Raw genomic sequence first — 24,580 nt, 5'->3', positions numbered from 1 at the left:
CGGGGAGATAAGACCCGGGTTTCCCGGTATGCCGGTTCCTCTGGATTCCCATGTCCCCGCCCGGGCAGCAGGGGCCTTACTCCCGTATGCTCTTTGCCCCCGCAAGAACGATGAGATTCCCCGCCGCTCCGCCGCCGAGGATGGGAATGAGCGGACCGAAGTAATCCGTTCCGAGAAGCAGGAATGCCGTGGTCATGATGGCTGCCGCCCAGATGATGGCTGTTCCGAGGATTGCTGCGCTCCACGCATTCATCGTCATCACTTAAATGGAACGGGCGGATGCCCTATATACTTTCCAGGAACGTGGCCGTGCTCCACGGAAGCACGGGCCTCGCGGGTCTGTCCGGGTTTATGCCTCGCCGTACCTGATGTTGCCCTCAGGGATCCGCATCTCGAACCGCGCACCGCTGCCGGGCGAGCCGGTCTCCTGGATCTCTATTCCGGTGATGGCGAGGATCTCGCGGGAGAGAAAGAGGCCGTGGCCCGTATTCCTGCCGACGCCCCACCGGAACAGTCCCTCCTTCTCTCCGGGCAGGACCCCCTCCCCGTTGTCCTCGCAGCGAAGGATGGCAGAGCCGTTATCCTGCCGGACCGAGAAGGAGATCGCCGTCACGTTCCCGCCGTGGCGGAGCGCGTTGTCGATGAGGTTGTAGACGACCCTGGAGAAGAGGGGGTCCGCATAGATCTCCGTGCCGTCGGTATCGGCGCGGATCGTGACCGGTACTCCCCGGAATGCAGCAGCCTCGGCCGCCACGACGGAACTGACCTTCTGCCAGACCGGGGACTGCTGGCCGAGGTCCTGGTAGTCGCGGGTGAACTCGGCCTGCTGCTGGATGAGTGCGGCCGCCGCGTCGCACTTCGCGAGCCGGTCACGGACGGCGGCGTCCTCCGTATCTTCCGACGCGAAGTGGAGGTGGCCGCGGATGACCATGACCTGATTCAGAAGGTCGTGCCGGGTGATGCTCGAGAGGAGCGCGAGTTTCCTGTTCGACTCGGAGAGAGCGTTCTCGTGCATTTTCCGCTCCGCGATATCCCGGACGATCATCACGATCCCGGCAACCCCTCCGTCGTCGTTCCCGACGGCGGCACCGGAGAGGCTGACCGGGAGCGGCCGGCCGTCCCTCCGCTGCAGGACGGTCTCGCGGTCAGGAACCGATCCGGCCGTAAGGACGGCCGAGAATATATCCGCGGCCTCCAGCCGGTTGGAGAAGAGCGTCTCCGCCGGAATGCCGATCAGGTCGGGGCGGTCGCGCCCGAGCATCGTCGTCAGCGCCGCATTCGTCTCGAGAACGCGGTTGTGGTCGTCGAGGAGGAGCAGCCCGTCGTTCATCGTGGATATGATGGTATCGGCCGTCGTCTGCGGCGTGATGATGAAGAGCCCGTGTTTCCAGATCGCGTACCCGACGAAGAGCGAGAACCAGAGCGCGGTGACCGGCGGGAGCTCGAAGACCATGAGCCACGGCACCGCGTCCGACGCCAGGTACGAGAAGCCGGAGATCACCGGAACGGTCAGGCCGATGGCGACGAGGGCGGCCTGCCGCCGTTCTCCCCCGGCCGGGGTCCGCAGCACGTACCGGATGCAGAGAATCCAGCCGATCCCGGCGCAGATGAGTGCCCAGAGATAGGCGAGAAGAACGACGAGGTCTCCGGCGGCCAGCCCATCCAGTCCCGGGGAGGCCGGCGCGAGCGCGGCTATGAAGAGATCCGTGCAGCAGACGACGCAGAGGAATACGATGGCCGGGACGTAGAGGGGGGCGAGCGCCCGGGGAGTGCGGGAGGCGTGGAGGTACGGGCTCTTTACGAACAGGAGGATGAAGTGAAGGGCTACGGCGGTATCGAGGATCCAGATCGCCTCCGCCGCGATCCAGGGATCGGCGGCGGCCGTGCCCTCCAGCGTATGCTGCATGAACTCGCTGAACGCCCAGAACGCCCACGTGAGCGAGGCAAGGAAGAAGATCTGGTGGATACGGCTATGAGCATTTTTTCCGAGTATGAATGCCCCGAGAAGCACCACGGTAGCAGTGGCGAGGAAATAGAGCAGGGTCAGCATCTCGTACCAGGAAACCATCGACTACTCATATATGGAGTATATAAATATCTATCTTTTTGCATATCGAGTTGTTGACGGGTTCCGGGCAAAAGAGAGAGCGCACCCGCCCGCCCGGGGGCCGGAGCATCGTACCCGGGGAACACACCGGCGATAAATACCCTTCATGCAAGGTAACGGGCTTTCCGGGCGCCCTGTCAACGTGTACGAGTCGATCGCCCACCGGGACGCAGGCCGATATCAAGACAGGGTTGCGGTTATTCCGCATTCCCCACGAAGCGGTATGCCCCTCTCGGCACCAGCATCTCGAACCGTGCTCCTTTCATCGACTCGCCGGTTTCCCGGATTGTTATGCCGGTGATCGAGAGGATCTCGCGGGCAAGGAAGAGACCCATGCCGGGCTTGTCCTTACACCTCCTCTCAAATATCTTCTCTTTCATATGCACCGGTATTCCGGACCCGTCGTCCTCAAAGATGAGGATCAGCCCATCATCGGTCTCATGGTGCTCCAGGCTGATCCGCGTTGCCTTCTCCCCATGCCGGACGACGTTCTCCACCAGCGCAAAGAAGACCTTCTCAAGGAGCGGGTCGGCATAGATCTCCAGCCCTTCGACCCTGAGATCGCGCGACATCTCGAGCATGCAGAGGTGGGATATTGCGTAGAGGAATGCATGCATCACATTCTGCCAGGCCGGAGGCTTCAGTCCGAGATTCTGATAGTTCCTGGAGAAATCAAGCGAATTTTGAAGTATCTGCACGATGGCGGCCTGTTTTTCCCGATACTGCTCCCGCTGTGCATCGGTTCCCGACTCCTTCTCCAGCTGGAGATACCCGGAGAGCGAGAACACCGCACTCTGGATCTCATCGAACGTGATACCGTTCAGGAGGCTCAGCTTCCTTGTAGCACGGTTCAGCGCCTCCTCTACTGCAACCTGTTCGGTGATATCCTCCGATATCTCAAGCAGGTACTTCGGCTCTCCTTCCTCGTCGCAGATCGGGATCTTTCTCGTATGAAGAATCCGTTCCCCATTCTTCTTCGTCCGGATCGTCTCCCGCGGGATCTCAAGGATATGTCTCTCTCTCAGGACGTTCCGATCCGTCCCGATATAACGGTCCGCCATGATCTTGGGAAAGAGATCGCGATCGGTCTTTCCGTATACTTCTTCCCGGGCATACCCAAGCAGGTCTTCGCCTGCTCTGTTGAGCCTCACCAGCTGCAGGTCCCGCGCATCCCTGACGGAGAGCATGACGGGGAGGTTTTCCACGATGGCGTTGAGGAACTTCTCGCTCTCCGATAATGCCGCCTCTATCTTTCTGCGCTCGGCGATATCGGCCTCCAGCTGCGCTACCTTCTTCTCGAGTTTGCGAAACAGCACCTCGCTGTACTGCCGGAGGATCTCCGTCTCGTCGACGGCAGGCTCCCGGGTCGACAAAGACTTCCGGTTCTCTTCGAGGACTTCACGCACGGCCTGTACCAACTCTTCAGGCCTCTGCGGTTTGACGATGAACCGCTCGGCCCCGAGGCTTCTCGCGAACAGTTCGTCCTTCCGGTCGGTATAGGTTGCGGTATAGAAGATGAACGGCACGGACCTCAGCCGCTCGTCGGCCTTCCACCGGCGACAGAGCTCGAAACCATCCATGACCGGCATCAGGATGTCGGTGATGATGAGATCCGGTGGATTGCTGCGTGCGGCATCCAGCGCTTCTGCTCCGTTCTGCGTTACGGTCACCTCGAAGCCGTACCCCTTCAGGGTCGACTCCAGCAGGTAGCGATTCGGCTGGAGATCGTCGGCTATCAGGATTCTTGCCATCAGTCATGTCTCCCGGCCGTACCGGCAGTCAGGTAATCTTCGATCTGTTCGGTGAATGTCTTCGGGTTTATCGGCTTTTCGATGTACCCGGTGCATCCCGCAGCGAGCGCTTTCTCCCGGTCGCCGGCCATGGCATAGGAGGTCAGGGCGACAATGGGCGTACCGGCCGGTCCGGGACACTTCGTTAACTCGCGTGCCGTTGCATATCCGTCCATTACCGGCAGCTGGATATCGAGCAGGATGAGATCGGGCCTCATCGCGACGGCCAGATCGATGCCCTCCCTGCCGTCCCGCGCCCGGATCACTTCATGACCTTTCGTGCCCAGAATGAAGCTGACGAGGTAGAAGTTCTGGTCATTGTCCTCGATGTAGAGAATTGTTTTCATACAGTCTTCCTCCCAACCGGCACGGCCACACTGAATGTGCTGCCTTTGCCGTATTCGCTCTTCACGTCCACGGTCCCCCCCATCATCTCCACGAGTCTCTTTGATATCGAGAGCCCGAGTCCAGTACCCTCATACTGCCGCGCGAGGCCGGTCTCAAGCTGGGTGAACGGCCTGAAGAGTTTCTCCTGATCCTCCTGCCGGATCCCGATACCCGTATCGGCGACCCGGATCACGATCCGGTCTCCCTCCAGCATGCACACGACCCCGATCCGGCCCTGCTCGGTGAACTTGACGGCGTTGCTGAGCAGGTTCAGGAGGACCTGCTCCATGCGCCGGGAGTCGCCTCTCATCCATCCCGCCTCCGGTGCGACCTCGACCTGGAGCGTGAGGTTCTTCTCCTCCGCAGCCGGCCTGACGGCCCGGACCGCCATTTCAATCGACGCTGCAAGGTCGAACGGCTCATCGGCAAGCTGCAGCTGCCCGGCCTCGATCTTCGAGAGGTCGAGGACATCGTTGATCAGGGCGAGCAGGTGCCCGGCACTCTCAGAGACCATGCCCAGCTGTTTCTTCTGCTCTTCGTTCAGCGGGCCTGCCAGACCCTGGAGGAGGATCCCCGAGAATCCGATGATGGAGTTGAGCGGGGTCCGCAGCTCGTGCGACATGGTGGCGAGAAATACCGACTTGAGCTGGTCGGCGGATTCCGCCGCCTCTTTTGCCTCCGCAAGTTCACGGGTGCGCTCGGCGACGGTCTCCTCGAGATGGTCGCGGTGGTCTTCGAGCTCGGCAAGCGCCTGTTCTTTGGCCTGTTCTTCGGCACGGATCTTCTCGACCATTGCTTCAAACGACCGGGAAAGGACCCCGATCTCCCCGGAGCCGCCCGTCTCCAGGGTCTGGTCGAGGTCCCCGGTCTCGGCAATCTTCCGGCTCACGTCCGTTAAGCGGGAGAGCGGCCGGATAACGGTCTGGTCGAGGACGACGGTGGTGATCGCGCTGAGCAGGACGAGGGCCAGCAGCACGAAGAGGAGGATGCGTGCGATGGAGTCGTTGATCTCCTGCTCGATGGTGCTGAACGGCACGAAGACTCCGATCTTCCACCCGAGTTCCGGAGAGGTATAATACATCAGGTAAGTGCCGTTGAGGACCAGGACGCCCTCGTCCGCGGTGAGAAAAGTTGTTGTCTGGTCTCCGAGGGTCTCACCGATATTGCCAAACAACCTGGCAGAATCCCGGGTGGCGAGGATCGTGCCTCTCTGGTCCGTGAGTATCATCTCCCCGTCACCCACGCTGCCGACCGTCGAGATATAGCGGGTCAGGTCTACCAGCGTGATATCGGCACCGACCACCCCGTATATGGTTCCGCTCTCGTCCAGAAGCGGGGTAACGATCCCGATATTCACATCGTCCGTAGTGACTGCCGGATAGGGGTCCGTCACGGAGACCTGCCCCGGGTGATCTTTTGCGAGGATATACCACGGCCTCTCGCGGGGGTCGTAGGGCGTGGGCCGCGCCCGCGGATACGACCTGATAAAAGCCCCGTTCTCCCGGCCCATGTAGACCGAACTGACGTAAGGGTGCGACGTCTGGTATCCTCTCAGGATCTCGATGATCTCCTGCTCCTGAGCGCTGCCGGAATACCTGAAGTCCTCCTCGGAGGCGTTCAGAAAATTCGTAAAATCGGCGGCGTCGGGGGTGCGCACTCCCTTGTTGAGCGAGAGCTCAAGGACATCGTGTCCGGCTTCATTGATGAAGCTGGAGAGGGCAAAGTCGATGTGCCGGAGCTGACCGATGGCATCTCCGGAGACGGTGTCGAGGTTCTGTGCGTGCAGGGTCGAGGGGAGCACTCCGCCGATGAGAACCAGTACCAGCAGTGCGATGCACAGGTACAGGAGCAGAACCCGCGACCGGAGTTTCATCGATAGGGATACTTCTTCTGGACAGAGATAAGATTTCGTTTTTCGTCCGGGCACCGGGAGATACGATCCGACAGAAAAGAAGCGTGACTCCGGCGGCACGTTCGGATCCGAACGTGATCCCTTCTCCCCTGTCGTCCTGCAGGCGACGCCGGCGGATTACACGGCAAAATTCTTCCCCTCCGCGGCCGTATAAACGCTGGATGGACGGTCAGCGCCGGTTCCGGCATCTGCGCCGGATATAAACGGATGAGAGCCCGAAGCCTGCCCGGGAAGACGGTTCTCGCGCGGCGACGGAAGGGCCGTCATCGATAGGAGTGAATACGTGAAACGCTACCGATTCAAGAAGATCGATGCTTTTGCATCCGGGCGATCGTCCGGGAACCCTGCAGGGTATATCGCTCTCTTTCCGGACGATGAGATCACCGATGGGGATATGCAGCAGATTGCCCGCGAACTGAAGGGTTTCGTCTCGGAAGTCGGTTTTCTTCGCGACGGCACGCCGGGCGTGTGCGATCTCTCGATACGATACTTCTCCTGCGAGCGGGAGGTCGAGTTCTGCGGCCACGCGACGATAGCCATCATGGACGACCTGGTGCGAAACGACGACCGGTTCCGGAACCGGGAGAGCCTGCTCCTCCAGACGAACAAAGGCGTCGTCAAAGTCCTGAACCGGACAACCGTGGACGGTATGGTGTACATCCGGGCTCCCGAGCCGGAGTTCTCCAGTGCATGTCCGGGCGCCGCAGAGACCGCCGCCGCTCTCGGCCTCGAGCTCCCGGAGATCGATCCCGGTATACCTATCGGTGTCGTGAACGCCGGCCTCGATACGCTTCTCGTCCCCCTCGTCTCGCTCGACGCCTGTATCCGGTGTTCTCCCGACTACACGGCGCTCCGCGCGTTCGCCTTCGCCCACGCCGTCGACGTGGTCGTCATCTACACCCACGAGACGGAGTATGCGGAGCACGACCTGCACAGCCGGGTCTTCGCCCCGACGTTCGGGTACCTGGAAGACCCGGCGACCGGCTCGGGGAACGCCGCCCTCGGGAACTTCCTTGTCCGGGAGAACCTATGGACCGATCGGTCGCTCGTCATCGAGCAGGGGCCCGACCGGGAAGATCCGAACATCGTCCGCCTGCTCCGCCCGGAAGACGGCGGGCTCATGTTCGGCGGGCGGGGGCAGGTGCGGATCGACGGGAGTTACGTCCTCTCTACAGGAGTTCTCCGCGGGCAACCGGAATGACCCGGCCGCCGACCTGCACCGCGATGGACTCCTCGCGCCGCTCTGCCCGGCAGTAGATCAGGGACGGGCGGCCTATCTCGCAGCCCTGCTCCACGCGGATGCTGAGCGAGTCGCCCGGGAAATACCCATGCCGGAGGAGGTATCCGGCGAGACACCCGTTTGCGCTGCCTGTTGCCGGGTCCTCCGGGACGCCGAAGTGATCGGCAAACATCCGTGCGTTGAACGTGTTCTCCGGCCGGTAAGGTTCCGGGCAGAAGACGAAGACGGCTTTTGCCGCCGTCGTCCGGATGAGCGCCTCATAGGCATCGCGGTCGATCTTCGCCCGCCGCACGGCTTCCCGGCTCCTCACCGGGACGATGATGAACGGGAGCCCGGTGGAGACCTCTTCTACCGGGAACCGGAGATCGATCGCCTCCTCCGGGAGGGAGAGGACCCCTGCGAGGGTATCGGCAGGAAGCTCTCCCATGAAGGCCGGCGGGTTCTGCCGCATCCAGAGGAGCCCGTCAGGGGTAAACGAGACGGGGATCTCTCCTGCCGCGAGGTTCAGCCGGACCTCGGGAACGGGCTCCTGCAGGACCTCCTCCCGGATCACGTAGGCCGTACCGAGCGTCGGGTGCCCGGCGAAAGGGACTTCGCGCTCCGGCGTGAAGATGCGCACGTCATAGGCGTGTTCCTCCCCTCCAGCCGACCTGACGAATGCGGTCTCGGAAAGGTGCATCTCCCGCGCGATCGCCTGCATGGCCGCATCGGAGAGCCCTCCGGCATCCAGCACCACGGCGAGCGGGTTGCCGGCATACTTATTCTCTGCGAAGACGTCGACGATACGGTAATGCATGGCTGTGAACACCTGTCTGCAGACAATCCGCTCTCCGGGAGGATAGCGCTTGCGCTTCTCGTTTGAGCTCCTGTACCGTCAGGACTGTTCCGGACGGCACCGGTTCCGGCCCGGAGGCGCACCGGGACGAGAAAATCGTATTCAGAAGTCTTTTCTCCACCCGGAACAGAGATTGTTGATAAAACAGGCGTTTCATCGATTCGAGTGGGACGAGACGCCGGTTCAGCCGAGACAACAGGACAGCCATGCCGACAAAACCGCCCGACCTGATCTACGGCGTGGACGAGACGCCCCCGACCGTAACCCTCCTCCTCCTCGGTCTCCAGCACATCTTCCTCGTTACGAGCGCGCTCGTCTTCCCGGTCGTCATCATCAGGGCGGTCGGGGGCACCGCCGAAGACGCAGCATTCATCGTCACGATGTCGATGCTCGCCGGGAGTATCGGAACGGTGCTGCAGACGATCAACAGGAAGGGGATCGGTTCGGGCTACCTCTGTCCGGCGGTCTGCGGCCCGTCCTACATCTCCGCATCCCTTCTTGCCATGCAGACCGGCGGGCTCTCCCTGCTCTACGGCATGACGGCCGTCGCCGGTGCAGCCGAAGCCCTCTTCTCACGGTTCCTTCACCGCCTCCGGTTCCTCTTCCCGACCGAAGTCACCGGCGTGGTCGTCACGATGGTCGGGATCGCGGTCATACCCATCGCGGTCCAGAACCTCCTCGGCACCGGGACCGGCGATCCCTTCACGGAGCCGGCCGAGCTCTTCGTCGCCGCTGTCACCCTCGGCACCATGGTCGCTGCGAGCGTCTGGGGCAGAGGGAGCCTCCGGCTCTACTCGGTCCTCGTCGGGATGGTGGTGGGATACGTCGCCGCCGCGGCGACGGGCGTTCTCGGTCCCGATGCGATCGCCCGGTTCGTCGATGCGCCGCTCTTTGCGTTCCCCGAGATCCGCCACCCGGGATGGTCGTTTGATGCTGCGCTCCTCCTCCCGTTCATCGTCGTCGTCATCTCCTCGACCTTCAAGACCATCGGCGACCTGACCACCTGCCAGAAGATCAACGATACCGGGTGGAAACGGCCCGATATGAAGAACATCAGCGGCGGAATCCTCGCCGACGGCCTCTCCGCCGTGGTCGCGGGACTCCTCGGCGGGATGGGGCAGGCGACCTCCTCAAGCAACGTCGGGCTCTCCATCGGGACGGCAGCGGCGAGCAGGGCGATTGCCTACGTCGTTGCGGCGATCCTTCTCGTCCTCGTCTTCGTCCCAAAACTGGCCGCGGCGTTCGTCATCATGCCGCAACCGGTGATGGGGTCGGTCGTCATCTTCGCCGTCACCTTCATCATCGTCACGGGGCTGCGGATCATCACCTCAAGGATGCTTGATGCCCGCAGGACCTTCGTCGTCGGGCTCTCGTTCATCTTCGGCCTCGGGGCGGGGATGATCCCGGATTTCACCGCAGGGATGCACCCGCTCGTCCAGCCCGTCTTTGCCTCCTCGCTCTCCGTCGCGACGGTGACGGCACTCGTCGTCAACCTGATCTTCAGGATCGGGATCGCGGAGCGGCAGTCGCTGGTCCTCGAACCCGGGACCGGATTCCCCAACGCCATATTCTCGTTCTTCGAGCGGGTCGGCGGCGCCTGGGGTGCCCGGCCCGAGGTGATCCGCCGGGCCGAGTCCGCCGTGAACGAACTGATGGAACTGATCACCATCGTCGATGCCGCGGACGGTCCGGTGCAGGTGGACGTGAAGTTCACCGAAGAGGCGCTCTCGATCGACGCCCGCTATCGGGGAAGACCGCTCGACCTCGAGCCCGGCCCCTCTGCTGCCGGCGGTCAGTCCGACGATGAGGGGGACCTTGCCCGCCTCCCCGTCCTCCTGATCCGGCAGTACGCCGACAGCGTGCGCACGGATGGGCGGGGCGGCGAGTGCCGGGTCAGGCTGCACTTCGAGCACTGAGCCCGACCGGGCTCAGGCCTTCTCCAACGTGAACCGGAAGGCCGCTCCTTCCTCCGGCCTTCCGGGTACCCGGTCCTCCATCCGGATGCTTCCTCCATATCGCTCGATAAGCATCCGGACGATATAAAGGCCGAGGCCCTTGCCGCTCCTTGAACTCGTGCCCTTCTGGAACCGGGAGAAGAGGGCGGGCTTCATGGCATCGGGTATGCCGGGGCCGGTGTCCTCGACAGAGACCAGCACCCCGCCGTTCTGCTCCTCGACCCGGACCGTGACCACGACACCGGGCTCCCCGAACTTGATGCTGTTGCCGATGAGGTTTGCAAAGACAGTGGGAAGGAGATCGTCGGCTCTGACACGGATCGGCCGGCCGCTGTATCTGATGACGGTCTCGGGGTGCTGCCGTATTTCGGCCTGGATCGCTGCGTCGAGATCGACAGGCTTCAACACAGGGTTCGGCGAGCGGAGGCGCCGGATCGTCGAGACGTTCCGGATGATCCCGATGCTCCGGAGGATCGACGAGCGAACCATCTGCGCGATCTCCCGGTTCTTTCCCTCCAGATCTTCGCCGAGGATCTCGCTGTATCCAAGCGCCACGGTGTTGGCGTTGTTGATGTCGTGCGCCATGATGTCCAGGTAGAGGTTCGCCTCCTCGTTCGCAGAGAGGATGGCTTCTTGTGCCTCTTTGCGCTCGGTGATATCGGTGAACGTGATCACGGCCATGAACGGGGTGCCCTCTGCATCGCTGACGAGCGTGCCGCCGAAACAGAACATGCGTTCCCATTCGTCCCCGATGCGCCGGATACGCACTTCCATATCCCGGATCTGCTCTCCGCTCAGGATCCGCGAGAGCGGTCGCTCCTTCGCCGGCAACGGGACGCCGTCTACTGTCGTGAACTCAAAGATCTTGCTGAGCTCAGTCGCACTTCCAGGGATCTCTCCAGGATCGGAGAGACGGTAGAGCTCCTGGGCGGCACGGTTCCAGTAGAGCGGGTTGCCGTCGAGGTCAAGAACGACCAGTCCCTCGTTCAGGTTCTCGATGATCGCGCGGAGCTGCGCCTCGCTCCTCCGGAGCGCCTCCTCAGCCCGAATCCGGTCGGTGATGTCCTTCCCCGACCCGAGAATCCCGGTGGCGCGACCATCGGCGTCGCGCAGGACGGCCTCTTTCCAGATGAGCGTGCGCTCATCGCCGTTCCTCGTCACTACGAGGTTCTCGTCCGTCCCGGGTGCCGTGGGACTCCCGGAGATCAGGCGGATGAACGCCCGCCGGGCTTCCTCCCTGTTGCGTTCCGGGATCGCCAGATCGAACCAGTTCTTCCCGACCACTTCGTCCTCCCGGTATCCCAGGAACTCGCATCCGCGGCGGTTGATGAGGCCGACGGTCTGGTCCGCGTTGATGACGACGAGGAGGACGGCGGCCACGTCCAGATAGCCCTGGGCCCGGTCACGCTCGTTCTCGACGTCCTTCTGTCGCCTCTTCAACTGCTCGGAGAGCGAGGCGATGACGAATGCAACCACGACGAACATCAGCACCCGCCCGTAGTCGTTGACGGTCCCCGCGTCGGTTCTGAAAAAGAAGTGGCTTGCCATGATGAGCCCGCCGAGAAAGAACGCCACGCCGATACCCTTTCTCCCCCACCAGAGCGCGGCGAGGATGATGGGTATGTAGAAGAAATGGGAGAAGACGGCGCCTATCGAGAGCACTGCATGGAAGTAGTAGGTCAGAAAGACCGATACGCCAAGCAGGAGCCCGATGATGAATACGCGGCCAGTTTCGCTCAATGGTGCCATGGATGCCCCCTCCCACAGGGTTCAGAATAGGATCGGAGTTGCTTTATAGTAACCGTCGGAGTCGGGGAGCTCGCCGGCCGAACGGGCAGACCCGTATAGGAATGCTCACCCGCACACCTGCAGGAGTTCTCTTCGAGACGCCGGCGGCGTGACTGATGCGCGCCCGAAAAAGGGGGTTTTTATGAGAGGGAAGGCCGTCAGGCGGCCTCGGCCGGCCCTTCCGCAACCACGTCGTGGCGGTCGAGCGCCCACCCGACCGCCAGCGCGGCTGCCGAGAGGGGGAGGGCGATGACCAGAGGGTCCACGACCTGCCAGGGCATGGGGAGGATCGCCGGCACCCCGAAGAGGAGGTTCGAGAGGCCGAGGGGCTCCGACTCCTTGATATGGACAAAGGCGGTCCATGCGAACCAGACTGCCGCACCGGCGACGAGACTCATCTTTGCCGCGCGGAGCGACGGCCTGCTGCTGTACATGGCGTGAGCGTAGGCCGGCAGGAACGCCGATGCGCAGAGACCCATGAACATCGCCGTCGCCCGTGCGATGATGCTGCCGGGCATGATGAAGGCGAGGACGACACTGATGACGATCATGACGAGGGTCGCAACCTGGATCAGCCTCATCGACGGTCTCTCCGCTCCGGTGCGCCGCACGACATCGAAGCCGAGCGACGTTCCCATGGTGTGGAAGAGGGAGCTCAGGGTGGACATCGCGGCAGCAAGGAGCGCCAGCATGAAGATGACGACGAAGAGGTCCGGCATCGAGGCGTTGATGAAGTTCGGGAAGATCGTGTCGATGTTGCCGCCGGTGGCCGCCTGAAGGGCGATCACTCCTTCGGTCCGGTAGAAGTAGACGTTCGTCAGCGCGCCGACCGTGAAGGCGACTCCGGTCATCATCAGGATGAACGGCCCGCCGACCAGGACCGCACGGTTCAGCGACCTGTTGTCCTTGACGGTCATGAACCGGACGACGAGCTGGGGCTGCGCCAGCACGCCGATTCCGACACCGAGAACGAGCGTCGTCACCAGCGTGAGCCAGATGGAGGAACCGAACTCCGGCATAGAGGCCCATCCGGTCATCCCTCCGGCTTCAAGCGCGCCCGGAACGAGGTCCGACATCGCGGCAAGGGCGCTGTTCGCCTCGACGACGCCGCCGAGCTGGACGTAGGTGAGCACGAGAAGGATGGTCATGCCGACGAGCATGATCCCGCCCTGGAGCGCGTCCGTGTACATGACGGCGATGAGCCCGCCCAGGATCACGTACAGGGCGACGATCGCGGCAAATGCGATGAGCGCGGTGGTATAGGGGATCTGCAGCGTGCTCGTGATGAACTGGGCCCCGCCGATCAGGATCGCGGCCGTATACAGCGGCATGCTGATGAGGATGACGAGCCCTGCGGTATACCGCATGAACGGCGACTGGTAACATTTCCCCATCAGGTCGGGGAAGGTCACGGCACGGAGCCTGCTCCCGATACTGCGGGTCCGCTTCCCGAAGAAGATGAATGCGATGAAGATTCCGAGCCCGATGTTGAGGACGGTCAGCCAGATCATGCCCATCCCGAGCTGGGCCGCAACCCCGCCGAAACCGATGATGGCGGATGTGCTGATGAACGTCGCGCCATAAGAGAGGGCAAGAACGACGGGGTGGACTTTCCTGCCGGCAACCATGTAGTCGTCGTCGCCTTTCGTCTGCCGGTAGCCGAGATAGCCGAGGCCGATGGTGATGAGGAGATAAACGAGCGTTATCGCGATGAAGAGCCCGGTATCAACTGCCATCCCGTTGTTCCTCCACGCCGTTATTCCAGTTCAAAAGACCGTACACTAAGCATGCGAGCGTAAATCCGAGCGCAAGCAGATAGCCAAACCAGATCGAGGGATCAGTAATTCCAAACATGACAAACCACCTATCGGTAACGTGAAAACCGTTACATTACACGGGAACGCGGCAAAACGGCCGGTTCCCTAACTAAATATAAAGAAAAATACGCTCTGCACAGTCGTGCAATGGCAGGACTCAGATTTGTTACCAGTCATCGAGTGCCCAGATATCATCCAGACTTATTGTATTTAAATTATGCGATAGATTTCTCCCCTCAAACGGGTGAGACATCATCGCTGCCGGATACTACACCGGTGGAGGGCCTGATTTGCCAGGAGGCCTCTGCGACGGCGGGTAACCCCCCGCCCCGGAGTGCCCGCTTCCCCTGCCTTTCGGCGTGGGCCGGAGACTCCCGCGCGCGGAGAAGAGATACAAGGAGATAGGGCCGGATCGGCGGATCGAGAGTGCAGACGGCTATCGCTGTGATATATACCTGAATGAAAAAAAACTTGCCTGGGTGGAAGCGATCGCAAAGATCGAAACGCCCCGGCCGGGATTCGAACCCGGGTCGAAAGCTCCGGAGGCTTTCAGGATATCCACTACCCTACCGGGACTGCCATAATAGGTTGTCAGGCATGGTATAAAAGGCCAGCGGCGGGGAGGGCTTCATGCCCTCCGCGATTCATAGAGATGCCAGATTTTGCACGCTCCTTCGTGGCTGACCATGCAGGGGCCGACCGGGGTGCGCGGGGTGCAGGCCTTCGAAAAGAGCCGGCAGTCGGAGGGCCGCGCGACGCCGCGGAGCACCTTGTCACAGATGCAGGCAGAGTGCTTGTCGACATGCCGGATCTCGATGCCGAACTTCTTCTGCGCGTCGTAACCCTCGAACTCGGACTTCAGGCGGAGGCCCGATGCCGGGATCACGGGGAAACCGCGCCACTCGATGTCGAACGGCTCGAAGACCTCGTACATCAGGCGTTTCGCCTTGACGTTCCCCTCACGGGTGACCACGCGCGGGTAGGCGTTCTCCACCCGGTGCACCCCGTCGCGGACCTGCTGCACCGCCATCAGAAGGCCGAGGAGGATGTCCTCCGGCTCGAACCCCGCGACCACCTGCGGGACGGGGAACTTTTCGTACTCCTCGTAGCCCATCACCGCGCAGACATGCCCGGGGAGGATGAACCCGTCGATCGCCGCCTCCCCCTGGCCGAGGAGCCACTCCATCGCAGGCGGGACGAGCCGGTGGCACGAGAGGATCGAGAAGTTCTCCGGCGGGCGGGAAAGGATCGTGGCGGCGACGGTCGGCGCGGTTGTCTCGAACCCGACCGATATGAAGACGACCTCGCGGTCCGGCTCTCGCCGCGCGATCTCGACCGCCTTATGGACGCCCTGCACCACCCTGACGTCCCCGCCGCTCGACTCCAGCGACCCCTTCGACCCGGGAACGCGCAGCAGGTCGCCGTAGGTCGCGATAGTGCAGTCCCGCTCCACCAGGTCGAGCGCGGCATCGATCTCGCCCTGCGGGGTGATGCAGACCGGGCAGCCCGGCCCCATCACGATCTTGAGCTTCGGAGGGAGGACGCTCCGGAGCCCGGCGCGCGCTATCGCCGCCTCGTGGGTGCCGCAGATGTGCATGAGCGTGATCTCCCGGTCGACGAGAGCGTGCAACGCATCAAGGATCTCCTTACCAACCGCCATGGATTCTCATGCTTATATTCCACCCGGCAGCACATATTAGTACCGGCATGAACAGCATCCTGTATGGAAGCGCGATCATCCTTTGCGGGATCTTCGCAGCCTTCGTCGTCCATGAGGTCTTCCGGTGGGGGCAGAAAAGGGCCGACCTCACCGACTCGAAGCTGGACGACATCATCCTCTACTCGCTCGACAAGCCCCTCTGTATCGCTATCATCGTAGGCTCCGTCTGGATCGCCGTAACGCTCTTCGTCGACCCCGAAGCTCTCCTCGGAGAGTATGCGTGGCTCTTCTCCGCCAAGTACTTCACCGCGGTGGGAACCTTCATCGCGGCCTGGGTGGTCTCCTCATTCGTCTACAGTTTCGTCAGCCTCTACGGGAGATGGATGGCGTCACAGACCGAGACCGATCTCGACGACCGGATCATCCGGCTGCTTGAGATTTCGGCGCGCTACGTGGTCTGGTTCATCGCCATCCTCATGGTGCTCCGGATACTTGAGATAGACATCACGCCGCTCATCGCCGGCGCCGGGATCGCCGGCCTCGCGGTGGCGCTCGCGGCCCAGGACATCATCTCCAACTTCTTCGGGGGTGCGGTGATCCTCGCGGACAGACCGTTTGCGGTCAATGACCGCATCAAGATCGACACCTACCTCGGGGACGTGGTCAGCATCGGTCCCCGGAGCACCCGGATCAAGACCCTGGACTACCAGATGGTGACCATCCCGAACTCCAAGGTCGCAAGCAGCGTCATCGTCAACTACGCCATGCCGGACGTCAGGCTAAAGATCAAGATCCCGGTCTCAGTCGCATACGGCAGCGACGTCAAGCGTGTGAAGGAGGTTCTTCTCGAGATCGGCAACGAGGCCGCGGCACGGTCGGAGTACGTCCTCTCCGATCCTGCGCCGTCCGTATACTTCCTCGAGTTCGGAGCGTCGAGCCTGAACTTCACGCTCGTCATCTGGGCAAAAGTCTTCAACCAGCTCTGGGACGTCCAGGACTACGTCAACACCCGGGTCTGCGAACGGTTTGCAGAAGAGGGTATCGAGATCCCGTTCCCGCAGATGGACGTCCACCTGCGCGCCTGATCAGACCGCGCGGTAAAACATCCCTCTCTTTTCCTGCACGGTCTCCACCATCCCGGTATCCTCAAGGACCCTCAGGCATTTGGAGATCTCGGCCGGACGGAGGCCGAGGAGGACGGCGAGATCGCCGGGCGTGCAGGGCCGGCGCCTGACGGTCGAGAGGATGCTCTCCAGGGCCTCACGGAGATCGGGCAGCACCACCGGGCCGGTGCACGCCGCTCCGATCGCCTCCGCGTTCCCGCCGAGGAGCGATACCGCCCTCTCGACCGTCCGGGGCAGTGCCGGCCGGACCCAGGCCTCGGTGCCCGGACGGTCGAGGGTGTTCACCTGGACGCGGTCCGGCCCGATGGCGGCGACGGCGTCCCGTATCCGGAGGAGTTCCTCCTCCGTATCGTTTTTGCCGGGAACGATGAAGACCTCGAGCCAGACCTCGCCGGGAAACTCCCTCGCGAAGGCCGTTATCCCGGCAAGCACCCCTGCGGCCGTGAGGCCAGAACAGGGGCGGTTGACCTCCAGAAAGACCTCCTCTGAGACTGCGTCGAGCGAGGGCACCACGAGGTCCGCCCGCATGAGGGCAGTCCGGACCTCCGGGTCAGCAAGAGGCGCGCTCCCCGTCAACACCGCGACCCGGTAGCGGGGGTAGAGGTCCTTGATGAAGGCGATGATCTCGCCGATGCCGGAGTGAAGCGTTGGCTCCCCGGACCCGGCAAACGTGACGTAATCGAGGTCCGGGTCCCGCGCGAGAAAATCGTCGAGTTCGGCGAGGACCCGGTCCGTCGGGACGTACTCGCGCCGCTCGCAGGTGAGGTCGGTCGTCTGCCCGCACTCACAGTAGACGCAGTTGAAGGTGCAGGTCTTGTGCGGCACCAGGTCGATCCCGAGCGAGATGCCGAGGCGCCGGGAGGGGACCGGGCCGAAGAGGTGCTGGTAGGCCATGAGGTATCCGGGCAACCTATCGTCGCGAGGGCTCATCAGGGTTCTCCTCGCGGCACATACCCTTATGTCTCGGCGATCTTGAGCATTCTCCTGCAGAAGTGGTCGACCGAGACGAAGACCGCCCGGCAGGCGCCTTCCCGGCTTGCGGGAGCGTCGGCGGTGACGAACCGGAGCAGGTCGGAGTAGTAGTTCAGCGAAGGGTACTTCCGGTGGAACTCGTCGAGGCAGAGCGTCGCCTGGGCCTGTCTCCCCCGAATGAAGGCGTAGGCGTAGTCGATGAGGCAGAGGACGTGCCCCGGCATCTGCATCCCCTCCGCAAGCGTCCGGAACTCATTGAACTCTCCCTCACGGGGGAGGTAGAGGGCGGTCCGGAGGCCGTAGTAGACCGGTTCGGGGTCGGCGGGGAACCGCTGGAGCATGTCCCGGATGAGGCCCAGGGCGTCGCCGAGGTCCCCCTGCTCGAACTTGAGGTGGTAGGCCTCCCGGTAGAAGAGCATATCGCCGGAGAACCGGATGAGGCCGATCTGGAGCATCTTCACCAGGGCAACCTCGTTCTTCTCCTGCTTCGCCTGCAGGATCCCGACCTCCAGGAACCAGCGGTTCTCGGGGATCCACTCGGTCGCAAGGAAGACCATCACCCAGAACGGCTCGGCAAGCCACAGGTCCTGCTCGAACTCCCCCCTCGCCAGCCGCTGGAGACCCGGGCGGAGCTGCCCGAGTTCTTCGATGTACTGGCGCGCAGACTTCAGGTAGTTCCAGCGCTCGGCGGCAGAGTAGCCGGGCTCGGTCGAGCCTTCTTTGTAGAGGACGTAATAGCAGTAGGCGTGCCAGAGTCCTACGGCAGCGTCGTGCCTCCGGTAAGGCTGGAGGTAAGCCGCCGCCGCAAGCGGCATCCCGAGTTTCATCAGCCTGACGGCAGCTGCAAGATGGACGCCGGCCTTCCGCTCCTTCTTGCGCTTCATCCCGCAGGCGATCTCGCAGGCACGGTTGACGAACCGCGCGTCCTCCGCCCGCTTGCTGACGGTAAAGACCCGGTAGACGATTGCATCGATGAACTCGTCGTGCACCGTATCCGGAACGGGAACACCTGCACGGTCGAGGATCGTGACGATCTTTCCAAAGAACACAGGGAAGTTCTCATCGATGGCTTCGGCATTGGACTCGATGAAAGAGAATATCTCAGCCTTTGCTCTCTCGAGCTGATTTGAGACGACAACCCCCGGAACGAAGCCGTCAGCCATGATTATTCTTTTGGGGCGCGAGTGTCATAAACCCTCTGGATTTGCCTTTCGCGCTGCCGGAGGGCTCCCGGAGAGCAGGTACGGCAGGGGAATTCGGCCACCCGTGCTGAACCTATTTAAGATACCGGCAAGAAGATCCTGTATGTTCGGTATCTCCACGTACTGCCTTCACCGCGAGCCGCTCGCTACAGCACTCGATAGACTTGCCCCCGTAACCGACTGCGTGGAGGTGATGGACGAAGGGCTCCACTACCTCGCGAGCGCGGAGCCGCTGGAGAGTTACTCCTACCTCTACTTCATCCACGCACCGTCCCGCGGGGTCAACATCGCGAGTCTTCTTGAGCCCATCCGGCGGGCGAGCGTCGAGGTCCTGACGGAGACGTTCGAGATCGCCGCTGAGGTGGGGGCGGATGTGGTCGTCCACCCGGGCTACTACGCATGGCTCGAAGAGCGGGACCGGGCGGCGGGGAAGTTCCGACAGTCGCTTGAGGAACTCAAGGCGGCTGCCGCCGAATGTTCGGTCACGTTCTTCGTCGAGAACATGGGGAACTGGGAGTACTTCTTCCTGCGCTCCTGCGAAGATCTGCCGCTCATCGACGGGATCGGGCTTGCGCTCGATGTCGGCCACGCGAACCTGAACGGGTGCCTGGACTGCTTCCTCGCGCACCCGACGGCCCACTTCCACCTGCACGACAACAAGGGCGATGACGATACGCACTCCCCGGTCGGAGCCGGGACGATCGACTTTGCCGCCGTGATGAAAGCCGTGCAGAAGAACAACGTCGTCCCCATCGTCGAGGTCGAGACGTTCGAGGGAGTGACCGCCAGCATAGCCGCGCTCGAAGCGATCGATGCCGGCGCGCGGGGAGAATAAGGCCGGCCGTATCGGGATCTCCGGCCGGCACTATCCGTAACATTTTATAGGGAAAACTTCCAACATGAATGGTGCATTAGGCCTCAGTGGCTCAGCCGGTAGAGCGCGTCCTTGGTAAGGACGAGGTCGCGAGTTCGAATCTCGCCTGAGGCTCTGTTTTGTAATACAGCATTCATCGAGGGTCCGATACACCTGTTATGGCAGGCCGCGAACGTGCAGAGTTCAGGCGGCGTAACGCAGTTTTGCCGGCTGCTCTGACGAGACCCCCGGCGTTGTTCTGGAGCGGGCCGGCAGGGTGATCTTCTTTGCGATGCTACACCAGAGGCAATCTACATATGCCAGAGTCCGTCTCGGAAAAAATGGGTGTTAAAGAAGGAACGAGAGCATTCTTCATGGATGCGCCACCAGAGGCCGTGGCGGCAATGAATCTACCCTCGCTGAATATAGCCGATGACCTGGAGGGCACGTTCGACTACATACACTACTTTGTCAAAAGCCTGGCAGAACTTGATACGCACCTTGCGGAACTAAAAGCGCACCTCGCCCCTGGCGGCAAACTATGGATATCGTGGCCAAAGGGCGGACAGTTGGGTACGGACCTCAACATCAGAAAGGTGATCGCGATCGGGTATAACCACGGGCTGGTCGAAAGCGTCAACCTGCGTATCGACGACGTATGGACCGGACTTAAGCTCACCCGGCCTGAGCCCGGCAAGGTATATAACAACAGTTACGGACGACTGCCTGATTAGCCGGGTCACTCCCTGCAGATTCACCGTATTCCCGATGAATTAAAACCCCTGCCGACAAACCGATCAGGCACCTATGGCACCCGTGACAGACGGCGACACCCTGCTCCTGCACTTCACCAGCACCCGCCCCGACGGGGAGGTCTTTGAGGACACCCGACCGGGAGAGCCGGTCCGGGTAACCCTCGGGGCGAAGCAGATCAACCCCCTCTTTGAAGAGGCGCTGATCGGCAGAGAGCCCGGCGAAACGGTGACCGTGGTGCTCCCCCCGGAGAAGGCCTACGGGAAATTCCACAAGAAACTCGTGGTCACGATAAAACGCAAGAAACTGAACCTCGACCACGAACCGGTCCCCGGGGAGTTCCTCAAGGTGGAGGTGATGGGAAAGCCCTGCCTGGTGACCGTCCTCGACCTGGACGAGAAAAGCATCACCGTCGATGCAAATCACCCGCTCGCGGGGGAGACGATCACCTACGCGATCACAGTCGCGGCGATACTTTCCCGGGACGGCTGAGCGCCCCGTCCCCGGAACCGTGAGGAGTCGCTCATCCGGCCGCCCGGTGAATGCAGGATAGAACCTGCCGTGCCGGACGGGCATCATGCCGATCAGGTTGTATAAGAACCCGGTTTACTCGCCCCTGCCCGGATCTATTCCGGCTGGTATTTATACCGTCCGGAAGGACCTCTTTTTATGACAGCCGGTTCGTCCACACGCGGCAGATCGCACCGACGGCAGGCGGTCGCCGGCCTGCTGATTCTCCTGTTCGTCGTTCTCGTCCCCATCGCACTCTCGGACTACTTCTGCCCCCCGTCGTCTCCGGCAGCAGAACCGGTACACGTCAAGATCCTCGCAGTCAACGATTTCCACGGGCAGCTGCCTCCCGGGCAGAACCTCAACGGCGAGCCGGCCGGGAGCGCGCCGGTGCTTGCGTCGTACCTCAGAAGCGCGGTGGCGGACGGCGACCGGACGGCCACGTTCATCGCGCTCCCCGGGGACATCGTCAGCGCGTCGCCGCCGGAGTCCGGGTTGCTGCTGGACGAGCCCACCCTGCTCTTCTTCAACAGCCTCGCGGACGACTACCCGGAGATGATCGCGACCTTCGGCAACCACGAGTTCGACCGGGGCACGGACGAACTGCTGCGGATGGTTCGTGGCGGGAACGGTGCGACGAACGTCGTCCGCATGGTAGATCCCTACCCGGGTGCGGCAGCGGAATATGTCTGCTCGAACGTGGTCTGGAGGACGAACGGCACCCTCCTTGCCGCCCCCTACACGATCCGGGATGCCGGGGGTGCGAAGATCGCGTTTATCGGTGCCACAACAGTCGAGACGCCTTCGATCCAGAAGGCTATCAACCTCGAACAGGTCGTCTTTAAAAACGAGACCGAATCGATCAACCGTTACGTCCTGGAGGTCCGGCAGCAGGGAGTGCATGCGATCGTCGTCCTCCTCCACGAAGGCGGCCGGCAGGAGCCCTATGACGGTCCGACCCGGGAGGGAGGCAACGTCACGGGCAGGATCGCAGGGATCGTCGCCGGCCTTGACCCGGACGTGGATGTCGTCCTCTCGGGCCACACCCATGCGTTCACCAACGCCTACCTGGAGAACGCCGGCGAAGAACCGGTGCTGGTGACGCAGGCATACAGTTACAGCAGGGCGTTTGCCGACATCGATCTCGTCATCGACCCCCTCACCGGCGAGGTCATCTATACGTCGGCACGGATCGTCCCGACGTATGCAGACCGCCCGCCTGGCACCTCTCCCGACCCGGAGGCCCTATCATTGCTTGAGATGAGCGAAGAGGCGGTCGGGCCGATGATCAGCCGGATCATAACGGTTGCATCGGCGAATATCACGCGGTTGCAGACCGATGCCGGCGAATCCACGCTCGGCAACCTCGTCGCCGACGGCCAGCGGGCGGCAATGAACACCGATATCGCGTTTGTCACCACCGGATCGCTCCGGGCGGAGATAGCTGAGGGTACCGTCACGTGGGGCGACCTTTATGCTGTGCAGCCGTTCTCTTCGACCGTGCTCTCGATGACCATGACGGGAGACCGGGTCCGGGACGTGCTGGAACGGCAGTGGGAGACTCCGTTACCGCCCCACAATCTCGCAGTCTCCGGGCTGTCGTATACCTTCGACGAAAGAAAGCCCATCGGCAGCAGGATTGTCGAGGTCCTGGTAAACGGCACTCCGCTGGACCCGAGTGCCGAGTATACAGCAGCAATGGTCGACTTCCTTGCGACCGGCGGCGACAAGTATACCACCTTCAGAGAAGGCACGAACATAGTCAACGGGCCGTTCGATGTCGATGCACTGGTCGCGTATATGGAATCTCTCCCGGAGCCGGCGGAGATGAAGCCGGAGGGGAGGATCGCGAGAGTCGCGTGAGGATCGGACGGCGCTACCGGGAATCCGGACCATTTCATCCTCTCTTCCGGTATTGGCCCGATAGTTGCACCCGTGAAACGACGGTTGCTCTTCTGCCGATGCCACCCCGTTTACCGTTTTAAGGGCTCTGTTGAAACCCTCTCCCTGAGATCGAGTCCATTGCAGGATTATCCATACATCTTGACTCACGCGAAGCCGCGAAGTGCGAGCGTAGCGAGCTTGAGCACCGTCAGGTGCGAAGAACGCGAAAGAGGCTGTCAACACCCATTTCAGGCTTCGCGCCTTCGCGGCTTCGCGTGAGGTCACACCAGTACCCTCTCCACGTAACTGAGTGTTCTCCAGAGGGTGTAGACCATTTCAACAGAGCCGTTTTAAGGTCTCTTTTTCCGCCGGATCATCGTGCCGGGTGCGGTCTGCGGCCCGGACGTTAATTGACCGATATCGACCACAGCTCCCATTTGGTAGAACACCTATTGCCATCTTGAACGAGATTGTCACCTTGAGCATAATATCTCCTCCCGATTCCAAACCCAGGGTGGTCCGATGAGTGCGCGGAGATGGGGAGATGTAGCAGAATCGATCTCATCGTCAAGCATCACTCTAAGAATGAGACATAGACCGTCCTGTGGCCACAGGCTCTCGAGCAGTAACCGGCCCAACCTATAAATAACGCCCCGTCGCATGAGCCCCCGAGGTCATTCGAGATGCCCGAATTTGCAAATCCGTTCTCCGGGAACCGCATGGAACGCAAACTGGACCGGGGGGAACTCATCCGGACCATCCGGTTCTCGATCGCTGCCGAATACGAGGCGATCCAGCTCTACAACCAGATCGCCGAGTCGACCGACGACCCGCTGGTCCGGAAGGTGATGCGGGATATCGCGGATGAGGAGAAGGAGCACGCCGGGGAGTTCCTCCGTCTCCTCCGGGAGATCGAGCCCACGGAAGAGGAGTTTTACCGGCACGGCTACGAGGAGGTCGAGGAGATGATCGAGGAGGTGAAGAAGGGCGGGGCGTGAGATTCCCCCTCTCGCACCGCCCTCCGGGGGGACCGCGATCCGATCCACCGGCATATGAAACGCCGCCAGATGCCGGTCTCTCCCGGGGATCTGCTCCGTCGGACCCGTCCCTGACCGGCAGCTCAGGAGGAGTTCTCCCGCCTGCGTGAATGACAGGCACCCCGGCGGTGGAGAGCCCGCAGATCCGGCCCTCAAAACCAGACGGCCGATCGGGAGTCGCTCTCTTGCTTTCCAAAGCCCGCCCGGACCTCCGGCATCCTAAAGGATAAATAGTCGCGGCGCCTCACATTGCATCGGTAACACTAACCGTTACTCCACAAAGGAGGTTGTAGTGATGAAGAAAGGATTTATGGCCGATATCGAGAAAGAGACGGTACAGAACACCGACTTCCGCAGAGTCCTCTACACGGGGAAGTTCAACCAGCTCGTGCTGATGTCCCTCAAGCCCGGCGAGGAGATCGGCGCGGAGGTGCACGACGACGTCGACCAGTTCTTCCGGTTCGAGGAAGGAGAGGGGAAAGTCATCATCGACAACACGGAATACGCGGTAAAGGACGGCAGCGCCGTGATCGTGCCGAGCGGCGCGAACCACAACGTGATAAACACCTCAAAGACCGCCAACCTCAAGCTCTACACCATATACTCCCCGCCGGAGCACCAGGACAAGATCGTCCGGAAGACCCGCGAAGAGGCCATGGCCAGCGAAGAGCACTTCGACGGCAAGACGACCGAGTAACTCTTCTCCGGACCCATCAAAACCCATTTTTTATGGTCGTCCCGACCGGGATTCCCC

21 protein-coding genes and 2 tRNA genes are annotated in these 24,580 nt (G+C 62.1%); 10 read left to right on the top strand and 13 right to left on the bottom strand.

Going from position 1 to position 24,580, the window contains the following annotated elements:
* Nucleotides 1–76: 76 nt before the first annotated feature.
* The 5 genes from F8E02_RS09500 to F8E02_RS09480 all read right to left on the bottom strand — a co-directional run bounded on the left by F8E02_RS09500 (nt 77) and on the right by F8E02_RS09480 (nt 6,157).
* Nucleotides 77–259: a hypothetical protein gene (locus tag F8E02_RS09500; protein WP_317065294.1), complete on the bottom strand. Its 183-nt coding sequence runs from the start codon at nt 257–259 to the stop codon at nt 77–79.
* 90 nt (nt 260–349) lie between these two features.
* Entirely contained in the window at nt 350–2,068 is a 1,719-nt protein-coding gene (locus F8E02_RS09495) for a PAS domain-containing protein (RefSeq protein ID WP_317065293.1), read from the bottom strand.
* Between the two features lie 236 nt (nt 2,069–2,304).
* Complete coding sequence (locus F8E02_RS09490) at nt 2,305–3,858, bottom strand: ATP-binding response regulator (protein WP_317065292.1); 1,554 nt, start codon at nt 3,856–3,858, stop codon at nt 2,305–2,307.
* A complete protein-coding gene (locus F8E02_RS09485) occupies nt 3,858–4,244 on the bottom strand; it encodes a response regulator (protein ID WP_317065291.1) in 387 nt (128 codons plus the stop codon). Before F8E02_RS09485 ends, F8E02_RS09490 begins: the two co-directional genes overlap by 1 nt.
* Nucleotides 4,241–6,157, bottom strand: a complete 1,917-nt coding sequence (locus F8E02_RS09480) for an ATP-binding protein (RefSeq protein WP_317065290.1) — start codon at nt 6,155–6,157, stop codon at nt 4,241–4,243. Before F8E02_RS09480 ends, F8E02_RS09485 begins: the two co-directional genes overlap by 4 nt.
* Nucleotides 6,158–6,479: 322 nt before the next feature.
* On the opposite strand from F8E02_RS09480, the gene F8E02_RS09475 reads away from it, so the two are divergent.
* On the top strand, nt 6,480–7,397 hold the full coding sequence (locus F8E02_RS09475) for a PhzF family phenazine biosynthesis protein (protein ID WP_317065289.1): 918 nt from the start codon (nt 6,480–6,482) through the stop codon (nt 7,395–7,397).
* On the opposite strand, the gene F8E02_RS09470 is transcribed toward F8E02_RS09475, so the two are convergent.
* Nucleotides 7,366–8,232 carry a PhzF family phenazine biosynthesis protein gene (locus tag F8E02_RS09470; RefSeq protein WP_317065288.1) on the bottom strand — a complete coding sequence of 289 codons (867 nt, stop codon included), beginning with the start codon at nt 8,230–8,232 and terminating at the stop codon, nt 7,366–7,368. The two genes, F8E02_RS09475 and F8E02_RS09470, sit on opposite strands and share 32 nt — an antisense overlap.
* 245 nt (nt 8,233–8,477) lie before the next feature.
* Between F8E02_RS09470 and F8E02_RS09465 the strand changes: the two genes are divergently transcribed.
* Entirely contained in the window at nt 8,478–10,187 is a 1,710-nt protein-coding gene (locus F8E02_RS09465) for a solute carrier family 23 protein (protein ID WP_317065287.1), read from the top strand.
* Nucleotides 10,188–10,199: 12 nt separating this feature from the next.
* On the opposite strand, the gene F8E02_RS09460 is transcribed toward F8E02_RS09465, so the two are convergent.
* The 5 genes from F8E02_RS09460 to hypD form a co-directional block, all read right to left on the bottom strand.
* The gene (locus tag F8E02_RS09460; protein ID WP_317065286.1) at nt 10,200–11,975 is read right to left on the bottom strand and encodes a PAS domain S-box protein; all 1,776 of its coding nucleotides are present in this window, start codon (nt 11,973–11,975) and stop codon (nt 10,200–10,202) included.
* A 197-nt stretch (nt 11,976–12,172) separates the two neighbouring features.
* Nucleotides 12,173–13,750 (bottom strand): sodium:solute symporter family protein, encoded by a 1,578-nt coding sequence (locus tag F8E02_RS09455; protein WP_317065285.1) that lies wholly within the window; start codon nt 13,748–13,750, stop codon nt 12,173–12,175.
* Nucleotides 13,740–13,868: a symporter small accessory protein gene (locus F8E02_RS13100; RefSeq protein WP_394357928.1), complete on the bottom strand. Its 129-nt coding sequence runs from the start codon at nt 13,866–13,868 to the stop codon at nt 13,740–13,742. Before F8E02_RS13100 ends, F8E02_RS09455 begins: the two co-directional genes overlap by 11 nt.
* A gap of 467 nt (nt 13,869–14,335) precedes the next feature.
* A tRNA-Arg gene (locus F8E02_RS09450) sits at nt 14,336–14,407 on the bottom strand.
* Between the two features lie 52 nt (nt 14,408–14,459).
* The gene (gene hypD, locus F8E02_RS09445; protein WP_317065284.1) at nt 14,460–15,491 is read right to left on the bottom strand and encodes a hydrogenase formation protein HypD; all 1,032 of its coding nucleotides are present in this window, start codon (nt 15,489–15,491) and stop codon (nt 14,460–14,462) included.
* 47 nt (nt 15,492–15,538) lie between these two features.
* Between hypD and F8E02_RS09440 the strand changes: the two genes are divergently transcribed.
* The gene (locus F8E02_RS09440; RefSeq protein ID WP_317065283.1) at nt 15,539–16,576 is read left to right on the top strand and encodes a mechanosensitive ion channel family protein; all 1,038 of its coding nucleotides are present in this window, start codon (nt 15,539–15,541) and stop codon (nt 16,574–16,576) included.
* On the opposite strand, the gene F8E02_RS09435 is transcribed toward F8E02_RS09440, so the two are convergent.
* Together F8E02_RS09435 and F8E02_RS09430 are read right to left on the bottom strand one after the other, a co-directional pair.
* Complete coding sequence (locus F8E02_RS09435) at nt 16,577–17,545, bottom strand: radical SAM protein (RefSeq protein WP_317065282.1); 969 nt, start codon at nt 17,543–17,545, stop codon at nt 16,577–16,579.
* A 26-nt stretch (nt 17,546–17,571) separates the two neighbouring features.
* Nucleotides 17,572–18,750, bottom strand: coding sequence for a hypothetical protein (locus F8E02_RS09430; protein WP_317065281.1), 1,179 nt, complete (start codon nt 18,748–18,750; stop codon nt 17,572–17,574).
* 142 nt (nt 18,751–18,892) lie between these two features.
* On the opposite strand from F8E02_RS09430, the gene F8E02_RS09425 reads away from it, so the two are divergent.
* The 7 genes from F8E02_RS09425 to F8E02_RS09395 all read left to right on the top strand — a co-directional run bounded on the left by F8E02_RS09425 (nt 18,893) and on the right by F8E02_RS09395 (nt 24,523).
* Complete coding sequence (locus F8E02_RS09425) at nt 18,893–19,624, top strand: sugar phosphate isomerase/epimerase family protein (RefSeq protein WP_317065280.1); 732 nt, start codon at nt 18,893–18,895, stop codon at nt 19,622–19,624.
* Nucleotides 19,625–19,704: 80 nt separating this feature from the next.
* Nucleotides 19,705–19,777 (top strand) — tRNA-Thr (locus F8E02_RS09420).
* Between the two features lie 182 nt (nt 19,778–19,959).
* Complete coding sequence (locus F8E02_RS09415; protein WP_317065279.1) at nt 19,960–20,376, top strand: class I SAM-dependent methyltransferase; 417 nt, start codon at nt 19,960–19,962, stop codon at nt 20,374–20,376.
* Nucleotides 20,377–20,449: 73 nt separating this feature from the next.
* On the top strand, nt 20,450–20,887 hold the full coding sequence (locus F8E02_RS09410) for an FKBP-type peptidyl-prolyl cis-trans isomerase (protein ID WP_317065278.1): 438 nt from the start codon (nt 20,450–20,452) through the stop codon (nt 20,885–20,887).
* A 177-nt stretch (nt 20,888–21,064) separates the two neighbouring features.
* Entirely contained in the window at nt 21,065–22,768 is a 1,704-nt protein-coding gene (locus tag F8E02_RS09405; protein WP_317065277.1) for a bifunctional metallophosphatase/5'-nucleotidase, read from the top strand.
* 704 nt (nt 22,769–23,472) lie between these two features.
* Nucleotides 23,473–23,787, top strand: a complete 315-nt coding sequence (locus tag F8E02_RS09400; protein ID WP_317065276.1) for a ferritin family protein — start codon at nt 23,473–23,475, stop codon at nt 23,785–23,787.
* A 334-nt stretch (nt 23,788–24,121) separates the two neighbouring features.
* Complete coding sequence (locus F8E02_RS09395; RefSeq protein ID WP_317065275.1) at nt 24,122–24,523, top strand: cupin domain-containing protein; 402 nt, start codon at nt 24,122–24,124, stop codon at nt 24,521–24,523.
* Nucleotides 24,524–24,580 lie beyond the last annotated feature (57 nt).

This window comes from Methanoculleus caldifontis, from assembly GCF_032842345.1.
Lineage (GTDB): Archaea > Halobacteriota > Methanomicrobia > Methanomicrobiales > Methanoculleaceae > Methanoculleus > Methanoculleus caldifontis.
Note: the sequence above shows the minus strand (reverse complement) of the source record. Positions and strands in the feature narration are given on the sequence as shown.

What these genes read in the sequence shown, in the direction of transcription:
- F8E02_RS09490 (WP_317065292.1), bottom strand. Translation starts at nt 3,858, where the DNA reads ATGGCAAGAATCCTGATAGCCGACGATCTCCAGCCGAATCGCTACCTG.
- F8E02_RS09495 (WP_317065293.1), bottom strand. Translation starts at nt 2,068, where the DNA reads ATGGTTTCCTGGTACGAGATGCTGACCCTGCTCTATTTCCTCGCCACT.
- F8E02_RS09405 (WP_317065277.1), top strand. Translation starts at nt 21,065, where the DNA reads ATGACAGCCGGTTCGTCCACACGCGGCAGATCGCACCGACGGCAGGCG.
- hypD (WP_317065284.1), bottom strand. Translation starts at nt 15,491, where the DNA reads ATGGCGGTTGGTAAGGAGATCCTTGATGCGTTGCACGCTCTCGTCGAC.
- F8E02_RS09410 (WP_317065278.1), top strand. Translation starts at nt 20,450, where the DNA reads ATGGCACCCGTGACAGACGGCGACACCCTGCTCCTGCACTTCACCAGC.
- F8E02_RS09440 (WP_317065283.1), top strand. Translation starts at nt 15,539, where the DNA reads ATGAACAGCATCCTGTATGGAAGCGCGATCATCCTTTGCGGGATCTTC.
- F8E02_RS09485 (WP_317065291.1), bottom strand. Translation starts at nt 4,244, where the DNA reads ATGAAAACAATTCTCTACATCGAGGACAATGACCAGAACTTCTACCTC.
- F8E02_RS09500 (WP_317065294.1), bottom strand. Translation starts at nt 259, where the DNA reads ATGACGATGAATGCGTGGAGCGCAGCAATCCTCGGAACAGCCATCATC.
- F8E02_RS09435 (WP_317065282.1), bottom strand. Translation starts at nt 17,545, where the DNA reads ATGAGCCCTCGCGACGATAGGTTGCCCGGATACCTCATGGCCTACCAG.
- F8E02_RS09480 (WP_317065290.1), bottom strand. Translation starts at nt 6,157, where the DNA reads ATGAAACTCCGGTCGCGGGTTCTGCTCCTGTACCTGTGCATCGCACTG.
- F8E02_RS09455 (WP_317065285.1), bottom strand. Translation starts at nt 13,750, where the DNA reads ATGGCAGTTGATACCGGGCTCTTCATCGCGATAACGCTCGTTTATCTC.
- F8E02_RS09415 (WP_317065279.1), top strand. Translation starts at nt 19,960, where the DNA reads ATGCCAGAGTCCGTCTCGGAAAAAATGGGTGTTAAAGAAGGAACGAGA.
- F8E02_RS09395 (WP_317065275.1), top strand. Translation starts at nt 24,122, where the DNA reads ATGAAGAAAGGATTTATGGCCGATATCGAGAAAGAGACGGTACAGAAC.
- F8E02_RS09425 (WP_317065280.1), top strand. Translation starts at nt 18,893, where the DNA reads ATGTTCGGTATCTCCACGTACTGCCTTCACCGCGAGCCGCTCGCTACA.
- F8E02_RS13100 (WP_394357928.1), bottom strand. Translation starts at nt 13,868, where the DNA reads ATGTTTGGAATTACTGATCCCTCGATCTGGTTTGGCTATCTGCTTGCG.
- F8E02_RS09400 (WP_317065276.1), top strand. Translation starts at nt 23,473, where the DNA reads ATGCCCGAATTTGCAAATCCGTTCTCCGGGAACCGCATGGAACGCAAA.
- F8E02_RS09460 (WP_317065286.1), bottom strand. Translation starts at nt 11,975, where the DNA reads ATGGCACCATTGAGCGAAACTGGCCGCGTATTCATCATCGGGCTCCTG.
- F8E02_RS09470 (WP_317065288.1), bottom strand. Translation starts at nt 8,232, where the DNA reads ATGCATTACCGTATCGTCGACGTCTTCGCAGAGAATAAGTATGCCGGC.
- F8E02_RS09430 (WP_317065281.1), bottom strand. Translation starts at nt 18,750, where the DNA reads ATGGCTGACGGCTTCGTTCCGGGGGTTGTCGTCTCAAATCAGCTCGAG.
- F8E02_RS09465 (WP_317065287.1), top strand. Translation starts at nt 8,478, where the DNA reads ATGCCGACAAAACCGCCCGACCTGATCTACGGCGTGGACGAGACGCCC.